Origin of the sequence: Achromobacter sp. NFACC18-2 (assembly GCF_900108985.1) — a bacterium.
GTDB lineage: Bacteria > Pseudomonadota > Gammaproteobacteria > Burkholderiales > Burkholderiaceae_B > Achromobacter.
Genome location: NZ_FNYM01000004.1, coordinates 281,338 through 305,916, shown reverse-complemented (window position 1 = coordinate 305,916; position 24,579 = coordinate 281,338). Strand labels below are relative to the sequence as shown.

The 24,579-nt window shown below is 63.0% G+C and carries 22 protein-coding genes and 1 pseudogene; 10 read left to right on the top strand and 13 right to left on the bottom strand.

Translation table 11 applies throughout. The features are described from left to right. Nucleotides 1–22: 22 nt before the first annotated feature. Complete coding sequence (locus tag BMW75_RS08370; protein WP_092578475.1) at nucleotides 23–988, bottom strand: 2-hydroxyacid dehydrogenase; 966 nt, start codon at nucleotides 986–988, stop codon at nucleotides 23–25. Between the two features lie 55 nt (nucleotides 989–1,043). After that, complete coding sequence (locus BMW75_RS08365; RefSeq protein WP_092578472.1) at nucleotides 1,044–2,039, bottom strand: Bug family tripartite tricarboxylate transporter substrate binding protein; 996 nt, start codon at nucleotides 2,037–2,039, stop codon at nucleotides 1,044–1,046. Between the two features lie 173 nt (nucleotides 2,040–2,212). Here BMW75_RS08365 and BMW75_RS08360 point away from each other — a divergent pair, with 173 nt between their 5' ends. Next, nucleotides 2,213–3,124 carry a LysR family transcriptional regulator gene (locus tag BMW75_RS08360; RefSeq protein WP_076520525.1) on the top strand — a complete coding sequence of 304 codons (912 nt, stop codon included), beginning with the start codon at nucleotides 2,213–2,215 and terminating at the stop codon, nucleotides 3,122–3,124. A 13-nt stretch (nucleotides 3,125–3,137) separates the two neighbouring features. On the opposite strand, the gene BMW75_RS08355 is transcribed toward BMW75_RS08360, so the two are convergent. Beyond that, entirely contained in the window at nucleotides 3,138–3,521 is a 384-nt protein-coding gene (locus tag BMW75_RS08355; protein ID WP_076520526.1) for a hypothetical protein, read from the bottom strand. Nucleotides 3,522–3,708: 187 nt separating this feature from the next. Here BMW75_RS08355 and BMW75_RS08350 point away from each other — a divergent pair, with 187 nt between their 5' ends. Together BMW75_RS08350 and BMW75_RS08345 are read left to right on the top strand one after the other, a co-directional pair. After that, nucleotides 3,709–4,131, top strand: coding sequence for a CopG family transcriptional regulator (locus tag BMW75_RS08350; protein ID WP_076520527.1), 423 nt, complete (start codon nucleotides 3,709–3,711; stop codon nucleotides 4,129–4,131). A 27-nt stretch (nucleotides 4,132–4,158) separates the two neighbouring features. After that, the gene (locus BMW75_RS08345) at nucleotides 4,159–5,274 is read left to right on the top strand and encodes an extracellular catalytic domain type 1 short-chain-length polyhydroxyalkanoate depolymerase (RefSeq protein WP_092578470.1); all 1,116 of its coding nucleotides are present in this window, start codon (nucleotides 4,159–4,161) and stop codon (nucleotides 5,272–5,274) included. Nucleotides 5,275–5,337: 63 nt separating this feature from the next. On the opposite strand, the gene BMW75_RS08340 is transcribed toward BMW75_RS08345, so the two are convergent. The 5 genes and pseudogenes from BMW75_RS08340 to BMW75_RS08320 form a co-directional block, all read right to left on the bottom strand. Further along, nucleotides 5,338–5,838, bottom strand: a complete 501-nt coding sequence (locus BMW75_RS08340; protein WP_092578469.1) for a hypothetical protein — start codon at nucleotides 5,836–5,838, stop codon at nucleotides 5,338–5,340. A 72-nt stretch (nucleotides 5,839–5,910) separates the two neighbouring features. Then, nucleotides 5,911–6,288 (bottom strand): DCC1-like thiol-disulfide oxidoreductase family protein, encoded by a 378-nt coding sequence (locus BMW75_RS08335; RefSeq protein ID WP_092578637.1) that lies wholly within the window; start codon nucleotides 6,286–6,288, stop codon nucleotides 5,911–5,913. A gap of 217 nt (nucleotides 6,289–6,505) precedes the next feature. After that, entirely contained in the window at nucleotides 6,506–6,715 is a 210-nt protein-coding gene (locus tag BMW75_RS08330) for a hypothetical protein (protein ID WP_092578467.1), read from the bottom strand. A 101-nt stretch (nucleotides 6,716–6,816) separates the two neighbouring features. Continuing rightward, nucleotides 6,817–8,190 carry an HdeD family acid-resistance protein gene (locus BMW75_RS08325; RefSeq protein WP_092578465.1) on the bottom strand — a complete coding sequence of 458 codons (1,374 nt, stop codon included), beginning with the start codon at nucleotides 8,188–8,190 and terminating at the stop codon, nucleotides 6,817–6,819. 64 nt (nucleotides 8,191–8,254) lie between these two features. Next, nucleotides 8,255–8,437 (bottom strand): annotated as a pseudogene (locus BMW75_RS08320) (DUF2239 family protein); the annotation flags it as partial. A gap of 131 nt (nucleotides 8,438–8,568) precedes the next feature. On the opposite strand from BMW75_RS08320, the gene guaB reads away from it, so the two are divergent. From guaB to BMW75_RS08305, 3 genes are all read left to right on the top strand, one after another. Beyond that, nucleotides 8,569–10,029 (top strand): IMP dehydrogenase, encoded by a 1,461-nt coding sequence (gene guaB, locus BMW75_RS08315; protein WP_076520532.1) that lies wholly within the window; start codon nucleotides 8,569–8,571, stop codon nucleotides 10,027–10,029. Between the two features lie 100 nt (nucleotides 10,030–10,129). Continuing rightward, nucleotides 10,130–11,722 carry a glutamine-hydrolyzing GMP synthase gene (gene guaA, locus BMW75_RS08310; RefSeq protein ID WP_062841038.1) on the top strand — a complete coding sequence of 531 codons (1,593 nt, stop codon included), beginning with the start codon at nucleotides 10,130–10,132 and terminating at the stop codon, nucleotides 11,720–11,722. 207 nt (nucleotides 11,723–11,929) lie between these two features. Continuing rightward, nucleotides 11,930–12,922 carry a restriction endonuclease gene (locus BMW75_RS08305; RefSeq protein WP_175493126.1) on the top strand — a complete coding sequence of 331 codons (993 nt, stop codon included), beginning with the start codon at nucleotides 11,930–11,932 and terminating at the stop codon, nucleotides 12,920–12,922. A gap of 101 nt (nucleotides 12,923–13,023) precedes the next feature. Here the strand turns inward: BMW75_RS08305 and BMW75_RS08300 are convergent, their stop codons facing one another. From BMW75_RS08300 to msuE, 4 genes are all read right to left on the bottom strand, one after another. Then, on the bottom strand, nucleotides 13,024–13,785 hold the full coding sequence (locus BMW75_RS08300) for a class I SAM-dependent methyltransferase (protein ID WP_092578461.1): 762 nt from the start codon (nucleotides 13,783–13,785) through the stop codon (nucleotides 13,024–13,026). Between the two features lie 268 nt (nucleotides 13,786–14,053). Continuing rightward, entirely contained in the window at nucleotides 14,054–15,082 is a 1,029-nt protein-coding gene (locus BMW75_RS08295; protein ID WP_092578459.1) for a methionine synthase, read from the bottom strand. A gap of 27 nt (nucleotides 15,083–15,109) precedes the next feature. Then, nucleotides 15,110–16,093 (bottom strand): DUF1852 domain-containing protein, encoded by a 984-nt coding sequence (locus tag BMW75_RS08290; protein ID WP_092578457.1) that lies wholly within the window; start codon nucleotides 16,091–16,093, stop codon nucleotides 15,110–15,112. Nucleotides 16,094–16,259: 166 nt separating this feature from the next. Next, the gene (msuE, locus tag BMW75_RS08285; RefSeq protein ID WP_092578455.1) at nucleotides 16,260–16,841 is read right to left on the bottom strand and encodes an FMN reductase; all 582 of its coding nucleotides are present in this window, start codon (nucleotides 16,839–16,841) and stop codon (nucleotides 16,260–16,262) included. Nucleotides 16,842–17,057: 216 nt separating this feature from the next. Between msuE and BMW75_RS08280 the strand changes: the two genes are divergently transcribed. The 4 genes from BMW75_RS08280 to BMW75_RS08265 all read left to right on the top strand — a co-directional run bounded on the left by BMW75_RS08280 (nucleotide 17,058) and on the right by BMW75_RS08265 (nucleotide 23,671). Continuing rightward, nucleotides 17,058–17,975, top strand: a complete 918-nt coding sequence (locus BMW75_RS08280; RefSeq protein ID WP_076520538.1) for a LysR family transcriptional regulator — start codon at nucleotides 17,058–17,060, stop codon at nucleotides 17,973–17,975. A gap of 54 nt (nucleotides 17,976–18,029) precedes the next feature. Further along, nucleotides 18,030–18,926 carry a methylenetetrahydrofolate reductase gene (locus BMW75_RS08275; protein ID WP_092578453.1) on the top strand — a complete coding sequence of 299 codons (897 nt, stop codon included), beginning with the start codon at nucleotides 18,030–18,032 and terminating at the stop codon, nucleotides 18,924–18,926. Nucleotides 18,927–18,987: 61 nt separating this feature from the next. Then, nucleotides 18,988–22,485, top strand: coding sequence for a DEAD/DEAH box helicase (locus tag BMW75_RS08270; RefSeq protein WP_092578452.1), 3,498 nt, complete (start codon nucleotides 18,988–18,990; stop codon nucleotides 22,483–22,485). A gap of 49 nt (nucleotides 22,486–22,534) precedes the next feature. After that, nucleotides 22,535–23,671 carry a hypothetical protein gene (locus BMW75_RS08265; protein WP_254791960.1) on the top strand — a complete coding sequence of 379 codons (1,137 nt, stop codon included), beginning with the start codon at nucleotides 22,535–22,537 and terminating at the stop codon, nucleotides 23,669–23,671. A 48-nt stretch (nucleotides 23,672–23,719) separates the two neighbouring features. On the opposite strand, the gene BMW75_RS08260 is transcribed toward BMW75_RS08265, so the two are convergent. After that, nucleotides 23,720–24,517 carry an aminoglycoside adenylyltransferase family protein gene (locus BMW75_RS08260; protein WP_092578450.1) on the bottom strand — a complete coding sequence of 266 codons (798 nt, stop codon included), beginning with the start codon at nucleotides 24,515–24,517 and terminating at the stop codon, nucleotides 23,720–23,722. Nucleotides 24,518–24,579: the final 62 nt, after the last annotated feature.

The following is a 24,579-nucleotide window of genomic DNA, read 5'->3' as shown; positions in this document are numbered from 1 at the left end:
GCTTGCGCCGGATCGCGAAAACCTACCCCACCCGCGTATGCACCCGTCCGTCCTGGAACCACCCGTCCAGGTTCGCGCGCATCAGGTCCGCCATCGCGCGCCGCGTTTCGTGCGTGCCGCTGGCGATGTGCGGCAGCATCACCACGTTGTCCATGCCATTCAATTCAGGGGGCGTGGCGGGTTCATGCTCGAAGACGTCCAGGCCTGCGCCGGCAATGCGCTTTTGCTGCAGCGCGGCCACCAGCGCCGCTTCGTCCACCACCGTGCCGCGCGCGATATTGATCAGCCGGCCGTCGGGGCCCAGCGCGTCCAGCACCTGGGCATTCACCATGTGCCGGGTCGCGCCGCCGCCCGGCACGGCCAGGACCAGGTAATCGCATTGCGACGCCAGCTCCACGATGTCCGGGCAATAGCGGTAGGACGCGGGCGCATCGGGTCGCGGCTTGCGATTGGTGTACAGGATTTCCATGTCGAACGCCTGTGCGCGCCGGGCGATCTGCAGCCCGATGTTGCCCAGGCCGACGATGCCGCAGCGCTTGCCGCTCATGCGCGACCCAAGGCCGAATCCCTCGGCGGGCCAGCGGCCGGCGCGCACGAAGCGGTCGGCTTCGGCAATGCGGCGCGAGACCGCCAGCATCAGCGCCAGCGCGGTGTCCGCCACGCAGGCATCCAGCACGCCCGGGGTGTTGGTGACCACGACATCGCGGGCCTTGGCGGCCGCGATGTCGATGGTGTCGTATCCCACGCCGAAGCTGAAAATGCCTTCCAGTGCGGGCAGGGCGTCGATCAGTTCCTTTTTTGCGCCGAAGCGGCCGCTGGTGGCGATGCCGCGGATGGCGGCGCCATGTTCGCGCAGCAGCGCCGCGGTGTCGTCGGCTTCCCAGAGCCGGTGGACGCGGTAGCGGGATTCCAGGTCGGCCGTCAGCTCGGGCAGCAAGGGGCCGACCATCAACAGGTCGGCGGCGGAGGCGGGTAGGGATGCGGTCATGGATACGGCTTATAGGGGTAAGAGGAGGCCCGCCGAGGCGGGCCGGACAGCGAGGTCAGTTGGTCTGGATGTTACGGGACTTGATGATCTGCCCATAGCGTTCGCGCTCGCGGGCCGCCAGATCCTGCAATTCCTTTGGCGTGGAGCCATGCGCGACCGCGCCCTGCGATTCAAGCTTGGTCTTGACCGCGGGGTCGGCAGCCACCTCGCGGATCGCCTCGGAAAGTTTGTCGATCACCGCTTGCGGCGTGCCAGCGGGCGCCAGCACCGCCGTCCACGAGCCGCTTTGCGCGTTCTTGACGCCCGCTTCGTCGATCGTGGGGACGTCCGGCATGGCGGGCGAGCGGGTGGCGCCCGTGACCGCCAGCGCGCGCAGCTTGCCAGCGGTCACGTAGGGCATGGTTTCCAGAACCGACGCGAACAGCATGTCGACGCGGCCGGCCATCAGGTCGGTCATCGCCGGGCCGCCGCCCTTGTAAGGCACGTGCACCAGATCCACGCCGGTGGCCTGTTGGAAGATCTCGCCGGACAGGTGCGGCGCGCCGCCGGTGCCCGAGCTGGCAAAGGTGTGTTTGCCCGGCTGGGACTTGGTCAGCGAGACCAGTTCCGCAACGTTCTTGGCCGGCAGGCTGGCGGGCACCACCAGCACGAACGGCAGGTCCGAGAACAGCGATACGGGCGCGAACGCCTTGACCGGGTCGGAATGCAGCTTGTAGATCCAGGGGTTGATCGCCAGCATTCCGGAGTTGGCGAACAGCAGCGTGTAGCCATCGGGCTGGGAGCGGGCGACCAGGTCGGCGGCGATCTGGCCGCCGGCGCCCGGCCGGTTGTCCACCACCACCGATGACGAGAATTTTTCACCCAGGGCCGCCGCCAGCAGGCGCGCCGATATGTCGGTGCCTCCGCCCGGCGAGAAGGGCACGATGAGATTGATCGGGCGCTCCGGATAGCCGGCGGCGCTGGCCGCGTGCGGCAGGGCGGCGGTGGCGGCCAGGGCCAGCGCCGCGGCGAGGAGCCGGACGCGGATCCGGGCGGTGTGCTTTGTCTCCATGGATTTTCTCTTTATGGCGTTGATGGCGGCGGGGCCGCAAAAGTGGGTGCTGCGGGGCAGGCTCCTGAGGCGTTGCAGGCCGCATTCCGACCCTGCGGCCGAGTATAGGGAGGTGTGTCCATGGATAGCCGTTCGAGCTATAAATAGCATCAATCAATTCAAGGATTGGATCGATGGAATTCCGCCAGCTCGAATGCTTCATCGCGGTCGCCGAAGAACTGCACTTCGGCCGCGCCGCCGAGCGCCTCTGCATGACGCAGCCGCCGCTGTCGCGCCAGATCCAGTTGCTGGAGCAGGACCTGGGCGTGACGCTCTTCGAGCGCAACAGCCGTCAGGTCCTGCTCAGCGCCGCGGGCCGGCGCTTTCTGCGCGATGCGCGCCATCTGCTGGAATTTTCGGCGCAGGCCGCCGCCACCGCGCGCCGCACGTCCGGCGGCGAGGCCGGGCACATCACGTTGGGTTTCACCGCCGTGGCCGCGTATCGGCTGATGCCGTCTCTCATCATGCAGGCGCGCAAGCTGCTCGGGGGCGTGGAGATCCAGCTGCGTGAAACCGTGACCACGGATCTGAGCCGACTGCTGCTGGCACACGAACTGGACGCGATCCTGGCCCGCAGCGTGCCGCAGCAGGCGGGTATCGAATCCCGGCTGGTCGAACGCGAACCGCTCGTGCTGGCGCTGCCTGCGGACTCGCCGTTGTGCGAGCACGCCACGGTCCCGCTGCGCTTGCTGCAGGGGCAGCCGTTCGTGCTGTATTCGCCCCGGGAAGGGAAGTACTTCTACGACCGCATCGTCGGCGCTTTCGGTCTGGCCGACGTGCAGCCGCAGTACGTGCAGCGCGCCGGACAGACGCACACGCTGCTGGCGCTGGTCCGGGCGGGCCTGGGCGTGGGCATCGTCCCGGACTCGGCGCGCGAACTGCGCTTTGAAGGGGTGGCGTTCCGGCCCATCGGACAACGCAATCTCTACGCGGACATGTATCTGGCCTGGCATGCGCAGCACGACAATCCCGCGCTGGACGCGTTCCTGCAGCGCGTGGTGAAGGTGGACGGGCCGGGCGCTGTCCGCATCGGCGGACCGGCGTGATGCCGGTCCGGCCCTAGCGGCGCTTCGGGCGGTGTGGCGGGGTCAGCGGCGCGCCAACGTGGCTGGCCAGCCAGTGTTCGATCTTGTCATCCCGGCGGGCGGCCCAGTCCTTGCCGATTTCAAGAATGAGCAGGTTGCGGGTGTCGCCGTAGTCCTGGCCCGGCGCCTTCTGGAACATCTCGCGCCAGATCTCGGAGGCGACCAGTTCCGTCGTCACCAGCACGCCGATTCCCTTGGCGTCTATCCATAAGGGCGCGGCGCGCTCGTCCACGTGGCTCTTGAGGTTCTCAAGGATTTTCTGCGCCAGCGCGGCATTGTCTTTGGACGCCGCGATCAGGACCAGATACTGCCGATGGTCGCCAGCCGGCTCGTCGGCGTCGCCGAATGGATTTTCCATGATGTGTTCCTTTTGGTCTTGGGTGGGCGTTGTGCCTGGACAGACTGTAGTGCATCGGTGAACCCGGGCGGAGTGATCCCCCGCAGATTTCCCGCTTTGTCGGCCGGTCAGGCCCGCGGGATCAAGGCGGATCTATCAAGTTGAAACATCCATAGACCATCCAAGTGGATGGTTTTATTCTCCGTTTATGCCGCCTCGCACCTCTCAACTCGCCTCCGTCCCCAAGCCTGCCGACGAGAAAATCACGATCAACCTGGGTTACGTCGACCTGGGCCAGATCGATCTGCTCGTCCAGGAAGGGTTCTACGCCAACCGGACAGACCTGATCCGCACCGCGATCCGCAACCAACTTGCCACCCACGGCGACGCGGTGCGCCAGGCCGTCAGCCGAAAAACGCTGGTGCTGGGTATCCAGCACTACACCGCCCAGGATTTGCTTGCGGTCCAGGCCGCGGGCGAAATGCTCCAGATCCGCGTATTGGGCCTGGCGACCATCGCGTCCGATGTCACGCCCGAGCTTGCGCTTGCCACCATCGAATCCCTGACGGTATTGGGCGCACTGCATGCCAGCCCCGCCGTCAAAGCCGCCCTGCGTCAGCGCATCCGCTGATCCCACACGCCGCAAACAGGACACACCATGCACCCTGAATTCCAGCAACTCATGCATCAGGCCACCCAGCTCACCCGATCCGGCGATCTGGCGGCAGCCACCGCCGCGATCCAGGCCGCGCTGCGTGGCGGTCCCCCTGCCGTTCTGCGCAGGCAGGACGATGTGGACGCCAGCGACGTCATCGACGTCGAAGCCTGGGAGGTCCCGGATTCCGCCCGCGCGCCCGATAAGGCGCCGGACATTCCTGGCGATGCCGCCCGGCCCGCGCCCAGACCCGCCGTCTCGGCCGATACGTTCACGGCGGGATCCTTCCGCAATTCATCCGGCCAGCGCGCCTACAAGCTGTACGTGCCGCCCAACCCCAACCCGGATGGCGCGCCGCGTCCGCTGGTGGTCATGCTGCATGGTTGCACGCAGGACGCCGACGATTTCGCGGCGGGCACCGCCATGAACGAGGCCGCGCGCGAGCAGGGCTTCTACGTGCTCTATCCGGTTCAATCGCGCAACGCCAATCCCCAGAAATGCTGGAACTGGTTCAAGCACAACCACCAGCAGCAGGGCCGTGGCGAACCATCCATCCTGGCGGGCATGACGCGCGAGGTCATGGCGGCTCATCCCATCGATCCGGCGCGCGTGTATGTTGCCGGCCTGTCGGCGGGCGGGGCAATGGCCGCGATCCTGGCCGGCGCCTATCCCGAGCTCTACGCGGCGGCGGGCGTGCATTCGGGTCTGGCCGCGGGCGCTGCGTCGGATCTTCCGTCGGCGCTGTCCGCCATGAAGGGCGCGGGCCTGGCGCCCGCCGGGCAAGCGGGCAGCGGCGTGCCGACCATCGTCTTCCACGGCGACCGCGATGCCACCGTGCATCCGGGCAACGCCGAAAGCGTGATCGCGGCCAGCGCCGGGGCGGGGGCGCGCGCCGAGACCCAGCGGGTGGCGGGCGCAACCGGCAAGCGCCACAGCACGCGGCACGTGTACCGCAATGCGGCGGGCGACATCGTCGCCGAACGCTGGGACGTCCATGGCGCAGGCCATGCCTGGGCCGGCGGGACGCCAAACGGCTCCTATACGGACGGCGCCGGTCCGGACGCCACGGCGCAGATGCTGCGATTCTTCTTCGAGCGCGGCGCTGCCGGAAAGCACTGACCCGCTGACCCCGCCACCGCGGCGCGCGGAAACACGCCGCGCCTTCGCCGCAACGGAACCGGGCTAGCGAGCCGGCGCGGGCTTGCCGTAGAGCAGCCGGGCGCACGCCAGTCCGGCGACGGCGGCGGGCACGGCGCCCATGTACAGGGGAAACAGCGTCGAAGACCAGGACAGGTCGCGTCCGCCGAAGGTCAGCAGAAACGCAAAGGCGTACACCGCGCCAATCGCGCCCATGCGCAGAATGGCAAGCCACGAGGGCGTGAGCGGCTTGAGGGCGCCCGCGGTCAGCCCGCAAAACATGGCCGGCACGATGCCGAAGATATAAGCCCAGGGCAGCCCGAAGATCCCGAACATCAGGCCATCCGAGCTCCAGGCGACGACGGCCATGAACAGGGCAATGACAGCAATGCCCACGGGCGGCCCGACGAACGCAAAGATGGCGGCGCCGGCGGCCATGTCGCGGCCGATGGCGCGGGCCGTATCCCCGTCCCTGCGCTGCCTGCGGCGATAGACGACGGAACCTAGCGTAAGCGCAAGAAGCACGGCGCCAGTGATGTAGAGCATCGGGTCAATTCCAGATTGAAGGGATACAGAAGCGTTGTCCGCGCATGACGCGCGGCCGGCACGATGCGCGCATCAGGGCATTTTCTTCTTGCCCAGCAGCGTCAGCGTCAGGCTGCGGCCCGTGCGCATGAAGGGGTAGAGCGCCTTGGACAGACAGGCGTTGCTGAAGATGGCGGCGTTCACGCGGTTGAACAGGTCGTTGCCCGTGCTGAGCAACGCCAGCCGGTGTATGGCTTCCGAGCCCCAGTAATCGCGGCCGTCCAGGTGCAGGATCATGCCCTGGTTCAGGTCATAGCCCTGCGCGCGGTACCGTGCGGCCAGGTCGGGATGGTCGCGCATGTTCAGCATGGCGATGGGGCCCGCCGCCTTGCGCAACTGCACCATCCGCACGTAGTTCGAGCAGAAGGGGCAATCGCCGTCGTAGAGGAGGTAATTGTCGTCGGACTGCATCATCGGGATCCGTCGGTAGTTCCAGGAACATACCTCATAAATCCGGTTTGACGGTTTGGCAGTCCGGAAAAGGGGCGATTCCGCGGCCCGGAAATCCGGTATTCAGGCAGTTCCAAGGTCTGGAGATACGCGGGCGCCGTGCGTCCCGGGCCCGACGCGCGTGCATCGAGCCCGAAGAAAGCGCACGGCACATAGCGCGGGCGCTGCGGGCCGCTGGTTATCCGCCCCGGTGTCCGTGATAGCGCGGCGCGGCCACGGCGCGCGTGTTTTCCTTGTGCTGCGAGCCGACCAGCGCCTTGCGGCGCGCGTCTTCATGCTGATGCTCGGCTTTGGCGCGCGCCTTGTCCGCCTGCGGCGGCGCATGGGGGTCGGGCGCGGCGGCGGGCGCCGCGTGGCGGGAGTCGGGGCGGGGAGTGTTGGGCGTCATGATGCGTACCTGCGAAGGCGACGCGGCATATGCCGCGCTTTCACGTTACGCCCGGTCCTGGGGATTCTCCAGGGATCAATTGCAACAGCCGGACGGGCGGTTCAGGTCCGCGGCCGGCGCGCCGGCGCTTCCTTGTCCTGCGCCCGCCAGCTTTCGCGCAGTTCTGCGATTCGGCGCAGCGCGCTCTGCGACATCTTCCACCAGCCGAACGGCCGCGGGTCGGCCAGCATGCTCATGGCGCGGGCGTAGTCCAGGGTCAGGCCCGGCGTCCAGGCCATGGTCAGGGCGCGCTTGCGGATCTGGGAGGCCACCCACAGCTCCGGCGTCAGCAGCAGCCGGATCAGCACCCGCCAGCCGGCCTCGCCGCCATGTAGGCGGCCCACGACGCCGTCCAGCGCGGCGTCCAGCGCGCCCGACACCGTGCTGGAGCAGTTGCGGTGCGTCAGGTTGTAGGTCGAATTCTTGCGGTATTCCTCCCAGAACGCCGCCAGCTTTTCCGCGTCGTAGTTCCGGATCCGCACGCGGACGGTCGACGGGCACCAGGCTTTGGATTCGGTGGCGTAGTCGGGCTGGTAAACGCCCGGAATGTCGTTTTCGGCGGTGGCGCGAAGCAGGGCGCTGAAATCGTCGGGCGACCGGTCGATCTCTTCTTGCGGATACAGGCTGATGTAGATGCCCTCGGGCGACTCCAGCGCTGCGTGGCCCGTGGAAATGACGCCATTGACGTCCACCGCGGCGATGTAGCGGTCCACTACCGGATAGCTGCGGGTCTGCGTCTTGGCCGAACCGGACGGCGTCCAGACGTGCACCGTCAGCGCCCGTTCGGAATCGGCCGGCGGGCCGTCCCAGACCCGCGGCGCGGCTTGCTCCGGCGCGGTCGGGGCAAAACCCATCGACTGCGTGGCGGCGAAGGCGGGATTGGAGGAAAGGTGCCGCACGCGGCGCGCCAGCCACAGGAGCTTCATGCCCGCGATCCCCAGGAAGAGGCCCAGGCAATACGGCACGGTGCCCAGGTAATTGGTGGGATAGGGCTGGAAAAAGAAGATGGCCAGCAGGATTTCCGCCACGCCGCCGGCAAACGCATAGCGCCAGCGCTCATAGCGCACCACGTAGCCGGCGATACACTGCAGCAGCCCGTCCACCAGGAACAGCGCGCCGAAGATCATCGACAGCACGAAGTGGCCGTGGTGATGACCGGCCAGGATCAGGCCGCCCGCCAGCAGGACGAACAGGCCCTTGGCGTAGCGCAGGACGCGCTGCCCGCCCACGCCGCTGGAGGCGATCAGCAGCGTGCCCAGGCCTTCGATGATGAAAAGGATGGCGAAGGCGTTCAGGGGGAAATAGGCCGCGCCGTCCAGCGCGTCGATGAACACGACGATCCCCGCCAGCAGGAAGACCGCGCCGGCGATGGCCAGTGCGCGCCAGCGCTGGCGCAGGTACGTCACTCCCAACAACAGCAGAACCAATTGCGGCATGGCGCGGCCCCGGCAAAAGTCGATAACGTGTACATGAAAAATAAAAGCTGCCGGGGGAATGCGTCAATGCGCGCGAGGCTTCTTCGAATCCGGGCAGATCGCCGGCCATGCTGGACATGAACCGATAGGCGGCTTCCTGGCGCTGGCGCTTCGCATCCTGCGCCTCGTTGTCGCGCCGCGCCTGGTCCACCAGTTTGCGCAGCACCACACCCAGCTTGGGCCGGCCTCGGCCGCGGGGGGGGGGGGGGCGCTTGCCGGCTTAATTAGGGACAGATTATGGTGCTGCCCGGGCGATAAATTTCAGCCCGAAACCTAGGGTCAACACCTAGGCAAATCAGGCTGACGGCGTATAATCTTGCTTTGCGCCCGGAGTTACCCATGCGTCTCGTTCAAAAAGCGCTCACCTTCGACGATGTGTTGTTGGTGCCTGCGTATTCCGAGGTGTTGCCGCGCGACACCTCCCTGGCCACGCGCCTTACCCGCAATATCAGCCTGAACATCCCCCTCGTGTCCGCCGCCATGGACACCGTCACCGAATCGCGTTTGGCCATCGCCATGGCGCAAGAGGGTGGCATCGGGATCATCCACAAGAATCTCTCCGCCGACGCCCAAGCGCGTGAAGTGGCTCGCGTCAAGCGCCACGAGTTCGGCATCGTGATCGATCCGGTCACCGTCACCCCCCAGATGAAAGTGCGCGACGCCATTGCGTTGCAGCGCCAGCATGGCATCTCGGGCCTGCCGGTCGTCGAAGGCCGCAAGCTGGTCGGCATCGTCACCAACCGCGACCTGCGTTTCGAAGAAAACCTGGATCAGCCCCTGCGCAACATCATGACGCCGCAGGAACGCCTGGTCACCATGAAGGAAGGCGCCACGCTCGACGAAGCGCAGGCCCTGATGCACAAGCACCGCCTGGAGCGCGTGCTGATCGTCAACGACGGCTTTGAACTGCGTGGCCTGGCCACCGTCAAGGACATCGTCAAGAACACCGAACACCCGATGGCCAGCAAGGACGCCCAAGGCCAGTTGCGCGTTGGCGCGGCGGTGGGCGTGGGCGGCAACACCGAAGAGCGCGTGGAAAAGCTGGTCGCCGCTGGCGTCGACGTCCTCATCGTCGACACCGCGCACGGCCACTCCAAGGGCGTGCTGGAAGGCGTGCGCTGGGTCAAGCAGAACTACCCCAAGGTTGAAGTCATCGGCGGCAACATCGCCACCGCGGCTGCCGCGCGCGCGCTTGTCGAGTACGGCGCCGACGGCGTCAAGGTCGGTATCGGCCCCGGCTCCATCTGCACCACGCGTATCGTGGCCGGCGTCGGCGTGCCGCAGATCCACGCCATCTCCGAAGTCGCCAAGGCGCTGGAAGGCACGGGCGTTCCGCTGATCGCCGACGGCGGCATCCGTTACTCGGGCGACGTCGCCAAGGCGCTGGCCGCCGGCGCATTCGCGTGCATGATGGGCGGCATGTTCGCCGGCACTGAAGAAGCCCCGGGTGAAGTCGTGCTGTTCCAGGGCCGCTCGTACAAGTCCTACCGTGGTATGGGCAGCCTGGGCGCCATGACGGACGGCTCGGCCGACCGCTACTTCCAGGATCCGTCCAACAACGCCGACAAGCTCGTGCCCGAAGGCATCGAAGGCCGCGTCCCCTACAAGGGCAGCGTACTCGCCATCATTTACCAACTGGTCGGCGGCATCCGCGCCTCCATGGGGTACTGCGGCGCCGCCACCATTGACGACATGCGCACCAAGGCCGAATTCGTGGAGATCACCTCCGCGGGCGTGCGCGAGTCCCACGTGCACGACGTGCAGATCACCAAGGAAGCGCCCAACTACCGCGCCGACTGATCCGCACAGTCAACTACAATGTCATGCATCGCGCACCGGCAGAACCGCAACGAACAGCGGGTCTGCCGGTGCGGTTTTATTTCCAACGGGTAGAGTTTCCATGCACCAGCGCATTCTTATCCTCGACTACGGTTCGCAAGTCACGCAGCTGATCGCCCGCCGCGTCCGCGAGGCCGGCGTCTATTCTGAAGTCCACCCTGGCGACGTCGACGACGCCTTCGTGCGCGAACAGATGGCGCAGGGCCTGAAGGGCATCATCCTGTCCGGCAGCCACGCTTCAGCCTACGAAGAGGGCTCGATGCGCGTGCCGCACGCCGTGTTTGAACTGGGCGTCCCCGTCCTGGGCATCTGCTACGGCATGCAGTCCATGGCTCAACAGCTAGGCGGCGTGGTCAGCTTCTCCGACCACCGCGAATTCGGCTACGCCGAAGTCCGCGCCCACGGCCACACCAAGCTGCTCGAAGGCCTGGAAGACTTCAGCACGCCCGAAGGCCACGGCATGCTCAAGGTCTGGATGAGCCACGGCGACAAGGTCACCGAGCTGCCGCCCGGCTTCAAGCTGATGGCGTCCACGCCGTCCTGCCCCATCGCCGGCATGGCCGACGAAGACCGCCGCTTCTACGCCGTCCAGTTCCACCCCGAAGTCACGCACACCGTCCAGGGCAAGGCCATGCTGGCCCGCTTCGTGAACGAAATCTGCGAATGCTCGGGCGACTGGAACATGCCCGACTACGTGTCCGAAGCCGTCGCCCGCATCCGCGAGCAGGTCGGCACCGACGAAGTCATCCTCGGCCTGTCCGGCGGCGTGGACTCGTCTGTTGCCGCCGCGCTGATCCACAAGGCCATCGGCGACCAGCTCACCTGCGTCTTCGTCGACCACGGCCTCCTGCGCCTGGACGAAGGCAAGCAGGTCATGCAGACCTTCGCCGAAAACATGGGCGTGAAGATCATTCACGTCGACGCCACCGCCCAATTCATGGGCAAGCTGGCCGGCGTGGCCGACCCCGAAGCCAAGCGCAAGATCATCGGCCGCGAATTCGTCGAAGTGTTCCAGGAACAGGCCGGCAAGCAAAAGAGCGCCAAATGGCTGGCCCAGGGCACCATCTACCCCGACGTCATCGAATCCGCCGGCGCCAAGACGGGCAAGGCTACGTCCATCAAGTCGCACCACAACGTGGGCGGCCTGCCGGACACGCTGAACCTGCAGTTGCTGGAACCCCTGCGCGAACTCTTCAAGGACGAAGTCCGCGAACTGGGCGTGGCCCTGGGCCTGCCGCCGCAGATGGTCTACCGCCACCCGTTCCCCGGTCCGGGTCTGGGCGTGCGCATCCTGGGTGAAGTCAAGCACGAGTACGCGGAGCTGCTGCGCCGCGCCGATGCGATCTTCATCGAAGAACTGCGCAACACCAAGGACGAGGCCAGCGGCCTGACGTGGTATGAGCTGACGTCGCAGGCATTTGCGGTGTTCCTGCCGGTGAAGTCGGTGGGGGTGATGGGTGATGGGCGGACGTATGAGTATGTCGTGGCGCTGCGCGCAGTGCAGACGTTTGACTTCATGACGGCCGATTGGGCGCCGTTGCCGCATCCGTTGCTGGCTCGGGTTTCTTCGCGGATTATTAATGAGGTTCGTGGGATTAACCGGGTGGTGTACGACGTGTCGAGCAAGCCGCCTGCGACGATTGAGTGGGAGTGATCCTGCGGCAGTTGAGTTCGCGGTAATGAAAAGGCGCTTCGGCGCCTTTTTTTACGGCGAAAAGATATCTGCGCTTACCCGAACTCAAATGACGGGATACGGTTCATGCCTAAAATGGATGACCGACGGAGACCTCCGGCCGACCATATTGGTGGCCGAATGCATGGTCGAGTTGGATTGGCGACGATGAACACAAAAGGGAACCCAATGGCTCGGATGTGGATGGTACGTGGCGACGGTGGAAGCTTGTACGACGCTTTTCGTGAGCGTGGCGTGGCCGCCGTGGGCTGGAATCAGTTGGCCGCGCATGCCAAGCCCGGCGTGGGACGTAAGCAGTTGATCGCTGTGTACCAGTCCGCCGAGCCGCAAATAAAGCAAGGAACGCTGGTCTCGGGCGCATCCCAAGTCTGGCGCTTCGTCAACGATATTCACGAAGGCGATTGGATCATCACCTATTCGCCCGCCAATCGCTTGTACTCGATCGGCAAGGTCACCGGTCCGGCTGAGCATCACCCGGAATGGGCCGAACACGGCATGCCGCTGGTGCGCAAGGTGCAGTGGCAATCGCAGGAACTCCCACGCGATAGCTTGGCCACGAGTACTAAAAACAGCTTGGGTTCGACGCTCACGTTGTTCGAGGTGCCATCCAATGCGGCAGCCGACGTGCTGGCAGCGCTGAAGGGGAAACCGGGGCCCGCAGTGGAGGACGAAGCCGAGGAGGTCATCGCCGATCCACTCGCGGAGATTGAATCGCAGGCATTGGAACGCATCAAGGACCGAGTCAACGAATTGGACTGGGACGAGATGCAGCAACTGGTCGCCGGCATCTTGCGTGCCATGGGCTATAAAACTCAAGTATCTCCACCTGGTTCAGACCGGGGGAAGGACATCGTTGCTTCGCCTGACGGCTTTGGTTTCGAGCACCCGCGCATTGTCGTCGAGGTCAAGCATCGCAAGGGCCAGATGGGCAGCCAGGAAATTCGCAGCTTTCTTGGCGGCCGTCACAAAGATGATCGTGGGCTGTATGTCAGTACCGGCGGTTTCACCAAGGATGCTCAGTACGAAGCTGACCGCGCCTCCATTCCGTTGACGTTGTGGACGCTGGACCATGTAGTGCGCGCGCTGATCGAACATTACGACTCCACTGACGCCGAAACCAAGCGAATCGTGCCCCTGAAACGGCTGTACTGGCCAGCCTGATTAAAAAGAGGCCTGTTCAACAACTATTAGGGATGACGCCCAGCAACGCATGAATTCATCGCCTAGTTGACCAGCCTGTCGCGTAAGCGTTGCTTCAAAACTCACCGGCTTGGTCGACTCGCCTCGAAACTGATGATCCGGTCGCCCTTGCAGGGTTGGCGGCCGTGCTGATAATCACCTGATACCACCACATCCACAAAACCCGCTTCGCGCATTGCGAATGCCAACTCATCGACACCCCACCAGCGCAAGCGAAACAGATCAATCTCTGCGGACTGCAAAATGCCGCCTTGCCAGTGTTGATAGTGCAGATGGGAGAGCGTCGTTTGTTTGACGTAATCGATCTCGGCTCGGTGACTGGTCAACGTGAGCAGACTGTCGCCGTCCTCCTTCCAACTGCGTGCAGCATTTGCCTCTGCGATGATGCTTTCGACGGGGTCGATGTCCATGATGAGCCTTCCGCCGGGGAGCAGGTGATCCCAGAACCGCCTGAGTACGGTCATCGCCGAGGCGGTTTCCGTGATCAACTGAAACGATCCAGCAGGCATGATGATGGCCGCGAAACGTTGGTCGTAGCTGAACTGCTCGAATGTCTGAAGTGTAGGGGTATTGAGAAGCCCCCGGTTCCGGCATTCCTGCTGACAATATTCAAGCATGTCTTGTGAGCCGTCGAAGCCTTCGATGGCGAAGCCCATTTCAAGCAAGGGTATGAAAATGCGGCCATTGCCGACCGCCGGCTCCAATGTGGGACCTTCACAACCGGTCAGACGCTGCTGGTAGTACTCGAGATCGCCAAAGGAGTGGCCAATGGGCTTATCCAGGTGATAGATCCACGAGGCGAGTTTTCCGTACCTGTTTTGCATTCTTACGCTCCATGCCAAGTCGGGGATGCTACCGCAAATGCCTTGGGCATACCGCGCATCTGCCGCGATCAACGATGGGGCTGGTGTGGTCGGGAAAGAGGGAATGGAATAAGGCAGACTTATTGATCGTCACTGCGTAAAGGATCGAGCAGGCGATTATCGGGAGGTGGTCCTGATTCGTCGTAGTGGCTGCGCCCAATCCTGCCCGCTGTGTAAAAAAAGAAAAGGCGCATCAGCGCCTTTTCCTTTTCAGATTTTCAGATCGGCATCAGCCCGCAAGCTCTTTCCGGACGATCTCCGCTCCCGCGCTCAATGCGCTCAGCTTCCCATTCGCCACCCGACGCGACAGCGGCGCCATGCCGCAATTCGTGCACGGATACAGCTTGTCGGCATCCACAAACTTAAGCGCCTTGCGCAAGGTATTGGCCACTTCCTCCGGCGTTTCGATGGTATCGGTCGCCACGTCAATCGCGCCCACCATCACCTTCTTGCCACGAATCAGTTCGATCAGATCAATGGGCACATGCGAGTTGTGGCATTCCAGCGAGATGATGTCGATGCTGGATTGCTGCAGCTTGGGGAAAGATTCCTCATACTGGCGCCATTCGGAACCCAGCGTCTTCTTCCAGTCGGTGTTGGCCTTGATACCGTAGCCATAGCAAATATGCACGGCGGTTTCGCACTTGAGCCCTTCGATTGCGCGTTCCAGGGTGGCGATGCCCCAGTCGTTCACTTCGTCGAAGAAGACATTGAATGCCGGCTCGTCGAATTGGATGATGTCGACGCCGGCAGCCTCCAGTTCGCGGGCTTCCTGGTTCAGGATCTTGGCGAATTCCCAGGCCAGCTTTTCACGGCTCTTGTAGTGGGCGTCGTACAGCGTGTCGATCATCGTCATGGGGCCGGGCAGCGCCCATTTGATGGGCTGCTTGGTCTGCTGGCGCAGGAACTTGGCGTCTTCGACGAAAACCGGCTTTTGGCGGCTGACGGCGCCGACGACGGTCGGGACGCTTGCGTCATAGCGATCGCGGATCCGGACGGTTTCACGCTTTTCGAAATCGACGCCGCTCAAATGCTCGATGAACGTGGTGACGAAGTGCTGACGGGTCTGTTCGCCGTCGCTGACGATATCGATGCCTGCATGTTGCTGTTCTTGCAGCGCCAGGCGCAGGGCGTCCTGTTTGCCCTCGACCAGTTCCTCGTCCTGCAGTTTCCAGGGCGACCAGAGTTTTTCGGGCTGGGCCAGCCAGGAAGGTTTCGGCAAGCTGCCGGCGGTCGAAGTGGGCAGGAGTTTTTTCATGATCAGTGTTCCGTGTATGTCGAATGTTTAGAGAGCGGAGTTGGCTGCCCAGTTGTCGAGCACTTTCTTGTAGGGCTTGATGAAGTGCGCTTCCGTGAATTTCCCTTGCTTGACGGCGAGCTGGCTGCGCTCTTCGCGGTCATAGACAATCTGCGTCAAGGAGTAGTCGGGGTTCTTCAGGCTCGGTCGATAGAGCCTGCCTGCCGCGGAATTGGCGTTGTAGATTTCGGGGCGGTAGATCTTCTGGAACGTTTCCATCGTGCTGATCAGGCTGATCAGCTCCAGATTGGTGTAGCTGCCAAGCAGATCGCCTTGGAAATAAAAGGCGAGGGGGGCGGCGCTGCCCGGGGGCATGAAGTAGCGGACCTGCAACCCCATTTTTTCGAAGTACTGATCCGTCGATGAGAACTCATCCTGCCGGTACTCGACGCCCAGGATGGGGTGGTGGTTTTCGGTGCGATGGTAGGTCTTGCTGCTCGACGCGCTGATGCAGATGACAGGCGGCTTGCTGAAGCGCTCTTTATAGGCGCTTGAGTTCACAAAATGCTTGAACAGCTTGCCATGCAACACCCCGAAATCGTCCGGGGTGCTGAACGTGGATTTGTCGTTGTTATGCTCCGGCAGAAGCACGCTGAAATCGTAGTCGCGCACGTAAGAGGAGAAATTGTTCCCCACGATGCCCTCGATGCGTTCGTTGTGCTTTTTGTCGACGATATGGGTTTGCAGTATTTCGATCAGCGGAAAGGCGTCGTTGCCGCCTTCGGCGCCCATGTTCATTTCAACGGAAATGATCTCGAGTTCGACCGCGTAACGGTCCCCGGTCGGGTTGTCCCAATGCGCCAGGTTGTTGAAGCGCCTGTCGATCATCCGCAAGGTGTTGCGCAGATTCTCTTGGCGACTTGCTCCCCTGGCCAGATTGGCGAAGTTGGTCGTGATGCGCGTGCTGTCCGACGGCTGATAGTTCTCGTCGAAACGGATGCTCTTGATATTGAATGTGAACGCGTTGCTCATGGTGGTCTGCTGCGCTGATTTTGCGAAAAGTGTGCGGAGAGTTAAGGCCGTTTTCTGAACGGACGCGACACGCGGGACGCGCGCCTGCGGTGGGTGCTCAGGGGCATAAGTCGGATTGGAAGACCCTGCAACCGCCGCCGGCGGGGCTGCGTGGGCCGGGATGGCTTCAGGCTGCGACCGCTTCCTCGGCGTCGGCCGTTGCCGATTGGCGCGCCAATTCGATCAAAGGCATTGCGCGGTGGACTGCGAGTCTGGCCCGCTCGATCAGGGCTGCGTCCTGCAGGCGGTAATCGGCGAAATCCTTGTCCGTCGCGTAGACGCCCAGCGGCAAGGTGCGGGCCTGGAAGAAGCTGAACAGCGGCCGCAGTTGGTGGTCGATCACCAGGGCATGGCGTTCGCTGCCGCCGGTGGCAGCCAGCAGGATCGGCTTGTCGACCAAGGCGTCCTGATGAATGAAGTCGAAGAAGTGCTTGAACAGGCCGGTGTAAGAGCCGCGAAAAACCGGGGTGGTCACCACCAGGACGTCGGCCTGCTCGACCGCCGCAAGCTCCCGCTCCACGGTCTCGGGCAGGTGGGAGCGCCAGACCGCGCCAGCAAGTTGCGGCGCAAGCTGGCCCAGTTCCACCAGGCGTTGTTCGCACGGGAGTTCGTCAGCGATCAGGTCCAGCAGGTGATCCGCCAGGGCTGCGGATTTGGAGGGGCGTTGTAGTCCGCCGGAAACTGCGACTAGACGGAGGGGACGTGTCATTCTGGGCTTCATGAAGATGGATCCACGCGCCGCTGCGGCAATGCCGTATGCGTGTGCGCCGCCGGAAGCGGCGCGGGTGCTCGTGAATTCAAGTCTTGATTAATGGCAAGGTCCGCTTGCAAACATGCGAACGATCAATGGGAACGGATACTAGGGGACGGGAGTGATGAAGTAAAATGGTTTTATTTCACAAATCCATGAGCGGAATTCATCTGAATGCTTGAGCGCATCCATCTCAGCATCGTTCAGCAGGTCGAAAAGCAGGGGTCGTTGACGGCCGCCGCTGGCGTGCTGAGCCTGACCCAGTCGGCCCTGAGCCACAGCATGAAGAAGCTGGAACAGCAGCTGGGCACCGACATCTGGCTGCGCGAAGGGCGAAGCCTGCGCCTGACGCAGGCCGGCCAATATCTATTGGCGGTGGCGAATCGCGTGCTGCCGCAACTGGATCTGGCCGAAGAGCGCCTGGGGCAGTTCGCGCAGGGCGAGCGCGGCGCGCTGCGCATCGGCATGGAGTGCCACCCTTGCTACCAGTGGCTGCTCAAGGTGGTTTCCCCTTATCTGGCCGCATGGCCCGACGTGGATGTGGACGTCAAGCAGAAGTTCCAGTTCGGCGGGATCGGCGCGCTCTTCGGTTTTGAGATCGACCTCCTGGTCACGCCCGATCCGCTGTTCAAACCGGGCCTCAAGTTCGAGCCCGTGTTCGACTACGAGCAGGTGCTGGTCGTGCCGAAGGGCCATCCGCTGGCGTCTGTGGCGTACGTGAGGCCGCAGCAGTTGACCCAGGAAGTGCTCATCAGCTACCCCGTCGACATCGAGCGCCTGGACATCTACAACCAGTTCCTGTTGCCGGCCGGCGTTACGCCCAAGCGTCACAAGGCCATCGAGACCACCGACATCATGGTGCAGATGGTGGCCAGCGGACGCGGCGTGGCAGCGCTGCCGCGGTGGCTGGTCGAGGAATACGCGGCCAGGATGGACGTGGTGCCCGTGAGGCTGGGGGTGCGCGGCATTGCCAAGCAGATCTTCCTGGGCGCGCGGGAGGCGGAGACTGGCATTGACTATGTGCGGGCCTTCATTGAATTGGCTCGCCAGCCGGCAATTGCCCCTGCCATTGCGCAAAAAGCCAATGGATGAGGCCCACCGTCAAACGTCCACCGCCTGCCGAGCCGTTCGGCGTGCCCTTCAGTCATGTCCTTGATTCATCCCAGCACATACCAGTCCCCCGGCAACATCACCGACGCCTATTCGTTGGAAGTCAGCGCGAGGGACATTTCCGCGCTGGCCGCAACGGCGTCGCGGATACCGCCAGGGTCGACCATTTCCATTCCTTACCTGCCAGGCCAGGACAATGACGCGCGACTGGCCGCAGCGCGAGCCGTGCGGGCGCTGGGCTTGGAGCCGATGCCGCACCTTTCCGCGCGCCGTATCGCGTCGCTTGCCGAGCTTGATTCCTTCGTCAAGCGCGCGGTCGCTGAGGCTGGCGTTGAGCGCTGCTTCGTGATCGCAGGAGATCCACCGACGCCGCTGGGGCCGTTTCCAGACAGCACCTCGCTGATCGAAACCGGCGTTTTCGAGCGCGCGGGCATCCAGGTTGTGGGCGTAGGCGGACATCCGGAAGGCCATCCGGTCATGAGCGCGACCGATCGATGGAACGTGCTCGAACGCAAGTGCCATGGCATCGGCATGCGCGGCATGACGCCCCTGATCGTCACGCAGTTTGGTTTCGATGCCGACATCGTGCTGACGTGGATGAAAACCCTGCGCGAGCGTGGCATTGAACATCCCGTTCGGGTGGGCGTGCCCGGCCCCGCAGGGATCGCGGTGCTTGCTCGCTATGCGGCCTTGTGCGGCGTCAGCGCCTGCGCGTCGATGTGGTCTAAGTACGGAATCTCTTTGGGCAAGCTGTTTGGCACGGCGGGGCCCGATGTGTTTGTGGATCGCCTGGCCGCAGGGCTGACGCAAGCACATGGAAACGTGAGCCTGCATTTCTTTCCATTCGGCGGCATTGCGCAGTCCGTGAAATGGATAGAGCAGTACCGCTCTCGCGCCGAGAAGCTGCGCCCCGTCAGCGCAGCCCTGTTATGACAGGGGCGAAGTTCCCATATTTGGAGTGGTATTCTCCCCGGCAGATTGGAGGATAACCAGATTGAATGCTTCACCCGATAACCGGCATGTCCAGATCCTGGAGTTCTGGCACAAGGTCGAGTTTTTCATTCCATTTGATTTGCGCAGGCAAGTGCTTCAAGCCCAGGGCTCGGAGTGGAGCGTGAAATACATCACCGGGGCCGAAATCCAGGCGATTTCTCCGGATTCCTGCGGTGATTTCTGGCGGGTGAGCAGGGTTCCAGAAGATAAAGCGGTACGCGGTTTCGAGCTTTATCTTGGTGTATTCGATAAAGGCGTTCTGACCACGGTTACCGAAAGCCTCGTCGGCAGGGTGAGTAGCGAAGCGCTCGAGATCGACCAGGAAGAACGGGGGGAACTCGAAGGGGAAACCTGTTTTGCCAAGATCTGGCTGAACGCGTTGGGTGAACCGCAATTCGATCAGATATCGGTGTCGACGGTTCCGTGGGCGCTGGGCGCCATCTCGCGCGCAGGCATGGATGGTTTGAGTTTTGATGCATTCCAGGCCAGCCTCAAGCGGCTTAACGATGATTTGCGAAATTTCCAGGCACGGAGAAAAGGCACAGGCTCGGCGTCAGATTCTTCCAAAGAGGTCCTGCCCTTATGCCGCGCCGACATCGAGGCATTGCTGGAAATCTTGCGTGACTGGGCTGGGTTTGACACGGGCGAAAGTAATTCGACATTGGCGGTCGTTCGTGCCGTCGTCGGCAAAAAGACAGCCGCCGATACCGCGGCTGTGCAGACCGAGGCGTCCGAGGGGTTGGACAACGACGAGGATGAAGGGAGCGCTCCAGACGAAATCGGCATCGACATCCTCAACAGCTTTTATGTGAAGGACATCGAGCGAGCGGTCGCTTCGTTGCGCCAAGGCCAGAATATCTGGGCGCTTGACGCGTATCTGACGCCGCTGGCGCTGGAAAAGAAAACCGATTTGTATACGGCGCAAGGCCATCGGCGTATCGTTGCCGACCTGCATCCCAGTGATACGCCGCAGGCGCGCTGGCTTGACGAGCCGCAGCATGCGATGAGCTTGATGCAGCAGTTTGCGATCAACAATATCTTTTCCAATTTGTCGGACGGTGGGGTGTTTTCTGTGAACGGCCCCCCCGGAACCGGAAAGACGACGCTGCTGCGCGATATTTTTGCCGAAAACATTACAAGGCGCGCACGCATTCTGGCCAGTTTCGGCTCGGCGGGAGAGGCGTTTCAAACCGGCCGCAAGCAGCGGGTGGAGTTCGAGGGAAGCTCCGCGTCCTGGTTGATTGCTTCGCTGAGGCCGGAACTGACCGGATTCGAGATGGTCGTCGCATCGTCGAACAATGCTGCGGTCAACAATATTTCGGAGGATCTTCCCAAGGCGAAATCTCTGGGGCGGATAGACCAGGATGCTCCCGCAGGGAGTGCGTGGCGCGAAAAGGATGGCAAGCCCCGGCAGACTTATCTCCAATCGGTGGCCATCCGGATGGCGGCGCAGACCGGCCGCGGAGACTTCACAGACCTGGGGCCGGACGATACACCATGGGGCCTGATTTCCTGCGCACTTGGCAAGCGTGGCAATCGGCGCAAGTTCGCGCAGCGGTTTTTTCACCCTGTCATCAAAAAGGACCAGGCGAAGGATGCGCCGAAGCCCAAGGGGTATGACTCGCAGCGCCACCATTCATTCTGGGAATGGCGCGAAGGTTATGACGGCCCCAGCTTTGCCGAGGCGAAAGCCGCTTTCGTCAACTGCGACGAAGCAGCCCGGCAAAGGCAAAGCCGATTGGCGCGCTTATCCACGCTAACCGTTGAACTGGCCGACCAGACTGAGAGCACGTATGTGTTCGAGCAAGCCCAGACGCTGGCCACTGCAGAGGCAGCGTTGACAAGGGCGCGGGCGGACGTTGCGGATGTGGACCGGGCCTTGGGCATATGTCTGGAAAGGATCGCCACTCTTCGGGAGGTCGAACGGCTTACCCCGGCTCCACCCGGCTGGGCGGTGCTGTTGGGAAAAATTCCTTCATCGCCTTTCTGGAGAAATCCGTTTCGCGAAAAGCATCGTGCGTATCTCGACGCCACATATGCAAACCATGAGGGGCAGCGTGAATGCTTCATGGAGAAACTTGCCCTCGATTCGCGCAAGGCGGCAGCGGACACGGAAGCTGCACAGGCGCGCGCGGCAGTGGACGTCGCTCGGCGAAGGCTCGATGAGCGCACTGAAGAATGGCGCTTGAAATCGGCAGAACGCCTTGATCTCCAACAGCGTTTCCCAAAAGCGGCAATGCCAAGCGGAGCAAGCGAGCTCGAAGATCCGCATTGGCAGATAGGGGGAATTTGGCATGACGATGAACTGAACGGCCTGCGCTCGAGGCTGTTTGCCGCAGCTTTGACCTTGCATGAGGCATGGCTGGTTGAAGCCACGGCCAAGGGCGTAGGCTTCGCTCCCAATCTCTATGCGATTCGTGATCTTCTCAGCGGAATGCCTCTGACGAAGCCCGAACATGCCTTGGCGCTTTGGCAGAGCCTTTTCATGATCGTGCCTGTCGTATCCAGCACTTTTGCGTCCTTCGCTTCGCAATTCAAGGAGCTTGGCGCTGGGACACTCGGCTGGCTGTTTATTGACGAGGCCGGACAGGCGGTTCCTCAGGCGGCTGTTGGCGCATTGTGGCGCGCAAGGCGTGCCGTTGTCGTTGGCGACCCACTGCAAATAGAGCCTGTATTCACCGTTCCGCTGAAGCTCATTGAAGCGCTGGCCCAGTCGTCGTCGTTGCCGGATGGCAGGCGGATCATGCCCCATAACGCATCGGTGCAGAAACTGGCTGATGCCGCCAATGCATGTGGCGCCTCGATTGCCGGAATTGGAGAGGAACCCGAGTGGGTGGGTAGCCCGTTGCGGGTGCATCGTCGGTGCGCCGATCCCATGTTCAAAATCGCCAATGCCATTGCCTATGAAAACAAAATGATCTTTGGCCTGAACAGCACCGTTCCGCCTGCGGAAGGGTACGACCTTGGTACCAGCGCGTGGGTGCATCAGCCGGGCGCCACCGAGGGGCGACATGTCGTGCCTGCCCAGGTTGAACTTGTCGCGCTGGCGGTCATGCGCCTCTACCAAGGGAAGGGCAAGCTTCCGCCGCTCTATATCATTTCCCCCTTCAAGCGGATCAAACAAGCGTTGCTGGAACGTCTTTCGGACATCGGCGCCTGGAAATCGCAGGGTATCGATACGCTGTCGAAAAGCGATCTAGGAAAATGGTGCGGCGATAGCATCGGCACCGTTCATACTTTCCAGGGCAAGGAAGAGCGCATTGTCTGGATGGTGCTCGGCTGCGATAGTGATGGCGAGGGCGCCATATCGTGGGCCGCGGGCAAGCCGAACATTTTGAACGTTGCGCTCACGCGCGCGAAACACCGATTCTTCATGATTGGTGATCTGCACCTGTGGGGCGAAAAGCGATATTTTCACGATGCGAAGCTTCGCCTTCCCGAAATCTCGGGTGACGAGTTCATTAGTCGAATGACGATTCGCGATGAGGCGACTGCCTGAGCTACGCAGGCTGGCTGCAAAAAAAGTAACGGTTAATAGGAGATATTCAATGCGCGTAAGGGCTCTTGCACTCGGCCTGTTTTCAGTTTGCTGCACGTCGGTCGCTGCCCAAGACAGCACCAGAACACTACAGCAAGCCTTCCAGCAAGTGCCCCAGGTAGTGTTGACCGCCCCTGACGCGATGCAATTCTTCTTTCTCGACGTCCAAGCCTGGCGAGCCTTGGAGAAATCCGGGCCATCCGCCGACGGGATGCGCCGGCTCTCCATCGCCCAGGCCATCAGCCCGCTTCAATCCATTGGATACGGGCTAGACCAGTGGGCCGATCACGCCAAGGTCCCTTTCGATGAACTGTCCTATTTCGGCGGATTTGGCCAGTCGCCCGGCAATGTCTCGTATTGGGGGCTGAAGGACAAAGAATCCGCCGCGACGTTGGTGGCTCGCCTCGTGCAGTCCGATTTCAAGCCGGTGAATGGCGATGTGGCTGGTCTAATGGCGAACGGCGAGGCCAACAAACCTGACATGACCAAGGCCAGCGGACGAGATCCTTGGCGAGGCACGATGGGCATGCCCACGTTCGTGCTGCCGCTGGACGCGGCCCTGGTCCAGGCGTCATCCCCAATCGGAATGCGGGCGCTGGCCAAAACGTCTCCCTCGGTGGCGGACAGTGAGATCGTTGCCGCTTCGATCGCGGGGCTTAAGCAAGCCGTGCCCTCGGACGGTGCCCGGATTGTGCAAGCGGCCGTCATTTCGCCCGTGCTGGGTCTGCAAGGCGTCGATCCGGCAAAGGTGTTGTTTGCGGATCCTGGGGACATGCAAAGCGCGAAGCAGAAGCTTGAAGCGATCGCGGCATCCAGCGGTCGCGGCATCCCGCCTTACTTTTCCGGCATCATCGCGGACGTGCAGGTCAAGAACGCGCCCGGTGTCGTGATTTCCCTGTCATACGCGGATTGTGGCGCTGCCCAGCAGGCCGTTGACGGCGTCGCCGCCGCCTGGAAGCAAACCATGGCCGGCGCAGTGCAACCCGACGTAAACGGAAGCACCGTCCAGGCAGGGAAGCTGTGTGCGGCGGTCGTCAGCCTGACCGCTGCGAAAGCCGAGACTGCGGGCAACCCGATCCTGAGCCAGATCATGACTCGCTGTATGCAGCGCGATCTTGCGTTGCTGCAGATCGGCGCGTCGCGCTAAGAACGGATAGGGATCCAAAGACTGAGCGCTGAAGGCATGCTCCGTCGTTCAGGCGGTGGAGCAAATCCTTTCGATAGCGCCACGCGCATGAGCGATGAACGCCTCGGTTTCGGCGGCATGGCGTGCCGCCAGATCGTCGTCGGCCTGACCAAGATAAATCGCGCGCGCCTTGCTGAGGATCGGGCGGTACGACGCTTCCACTCGCTGCAACAGCCATGCCGCCGCATCAGCCTTGGAAGCGATCTCGCCAGAAACTGCCGTGTACCAGATGCGCGCCAGCGCGAGGATGATGTTGCGCTCATCGCCCGCCCAGTCCTCGGGCCGGGTCCAATGGGCGACCGTATCGAGCAGGGCGCGCGTGAGGTCGTGATGGGGAACGGGGTCAAATACCTGGTCGGCCGGCGGTCCAACGAGTGCAATGCTGTGGCCGCGCGCCTTCGTAAGCAGGATGGCGAGGTCGTGGTCGATCATGGGCGGCTCCACGGTCCCCGCCGTCAGATCATCGCGCAGCCATTCGCCGAACTGAAGTTCCCGCCGTGCCGGATGGCGCCACGGGACGACATGTTCGAGCGCCAGTACGGTGACTTCCAGCGCGCGCAGGCGCGGCGACTGGCCCGGGGGCGCCGAGAGGGCGAGGAGCGCCGTCGCCAGCGCCCGGAGCGCTGCCTCGCCGGGCGGCTGAGCCACGGTGACGAGCAGATCGATGTCGCTGTGCGGTTGCAGCCCGCCATCCACCGCTGAGCCGAACAGATGGATGGCGACAAGGCGTGTGCCGAGATGGCGTTCGATGAGGCGTCTGGCCTCATCGATCTGCACAGCGATCGGGGCAGGTAGCGATTGGGTCATGCAAGGATGATAGCCTGGCCGTATCGCAGTGGGCAGTCCGTTGACCGTGGCGAGGCGGGCCC

Excerpts from the sequence above, each read along its gene's own strand:
- BMW75_RS08370 (WP_092578475.1), bottom strand. The coding sequence starts at position 988 with ATGACCGCATCCCTACCCGCCTCCGCCGCCGACCTGTTGATGGTCGGC.
- BMW75_RS08365 (WP_092578472.1), bottom strand. The coding sequence starts at position 2,039 with ATGGAGACAAAGCACACCGCCCGGATCCGCGTCCGGCTCCTCGCCGCG.
- BMW75_RS08360 (WP_076520525.1), top strand. The coding sequence starts at position 2,213 with ATGGAATTCCGCCAGCTCGAATGCTTCATCGCGGTCGCCGAAGAACTG.
- BMW75_RS08355 (WP_076520526.1), bottom strand. The coding sequence starts at position 3,521 with ATGGAAAATCCATTCGGCGACGCCGACGAGCCGGCTGGCGACCATCGG.
- BMW75_RS08350 (WP_076520527.1), top strand. The coding sequence starts at position 3,709 with ATGCCGCCTCGCACCTCTCAACTCGCCTCCGTCCCCAAGCCTGCCGAC.
- BMW75_RS08345 (WP_092578470.1), top strand. The coding sequence starts at position 4,159 with ATGCACCCTGAATTCCAGCAACTCATGCATCAGGCCACCCAGCTCACC.
- BMW75_RS08340 (WP_092578469.1), bottom strand. The coding sequence starts at position 5,838 with ATGCTCTACATCACTGGCGCCGTGCTTCTTGCGCTTACGCTAGGTTCC.
- BMW75_RS08335 (WP_092578637.1), bottom strand. The coding sequence starts at position 6,288 with ATGCAGTCCGACGACAATTACCTCCTCTACGACGGCGATTGCCCCTTC.
- BMW75_RS08330 (WP_092578467.1), bottom strand. The coding sequence starts at position 6,715 with ATGACGCCCAACACTCCCCGCCCCGACTCCCGCCACGCGGCGCCCGCC.
- BMW75_RS08325 (WP_092578465.1), bottom strand. The coding sequence starts at position 8,190 with ATGCCGCAATTGGTTCTGCTGTTGTTGGGAGTGACGTACCTGCGCCAG.
- guaB (WP_076520532.1), top strand. The coding sequence starts at position 8,569 with ATGCGTCTCGTTCAAAAAGCGCTCACCTTCGACGATGTGTTGTTGGTG.
- guaA (WP_062841038.1), top strand. The coding sequence starts at position 10,130 with ATGCACCAGCGCATTCTTATCCTCGACTACGGTTCGCAAGTCACGCAG.
- BMW75_RS08305 (WP_175493126.1), top strand. The coding sequence starts at position 11,930 with ATGGCTCGGATGTGGATGGTACGTGGCGACGGTGGAAGCTTGTACGAC.
- BMW75_RS08300 (WP_092578461.1), bottom strand. The coding sequence starts at position 13,785 with ATGCAAAACAGGTACGGAAAACTCGCCTCGTGGATCTATCACCTGGAT.
- BMW75_RS08295 (WP_092578459.1), bottom strand. The coding sequence starts at position 15,082 with ATGAAAAAACTCCTGCCCACTTCGACCGCCGGCAGCTTGCCGAAACCT.
- BMW75_RS08290 (WP_092578457.1), bottom strand. The coding sequence starts at position 16,093 with ATGAGCAACGCGTTCACATTCAATATCAAGAGCATCCGTTTCGACGAG.
- msuE (WP_092578455.1), bottom strand. The coding sequence starts at position 16,841 with ATGACACGTCCCCTCCGTCTAGTCGCAGTTTCCGGCGGACTACAACGC.
- BMW75_RS08280 (WP_076520538.1), top strand. The coding sequence starts at position 17,058 with ATGCTTGAGCGCATCCATCTCAGCATCGTTCAGCAGGTCGAAAAGCAG.
- BMW75_RS08275 (WP_092578453.1), top strand. The coding sequence starts at position 18,030 with ATGTCCTTGATTCATCCCAGCACATACCAGTCCCCCGGCAACATCACC.
- BMW75_RS08265 (WP_254791960.1), top strand. The coding sequence starts at position 22,535 with ATGCGCGTAAGGGCTCTTGCACTCGGCCTGTTTTCAGTTTGCTGCACG.
- BMW75_RS08260 (WP_092578450.1), bottom strand. The coding sequence starts at position 24,517 with ATGACCCAATCGCTACCTGCCCCGATCGCTGTGCAGATCGATGAGGCC.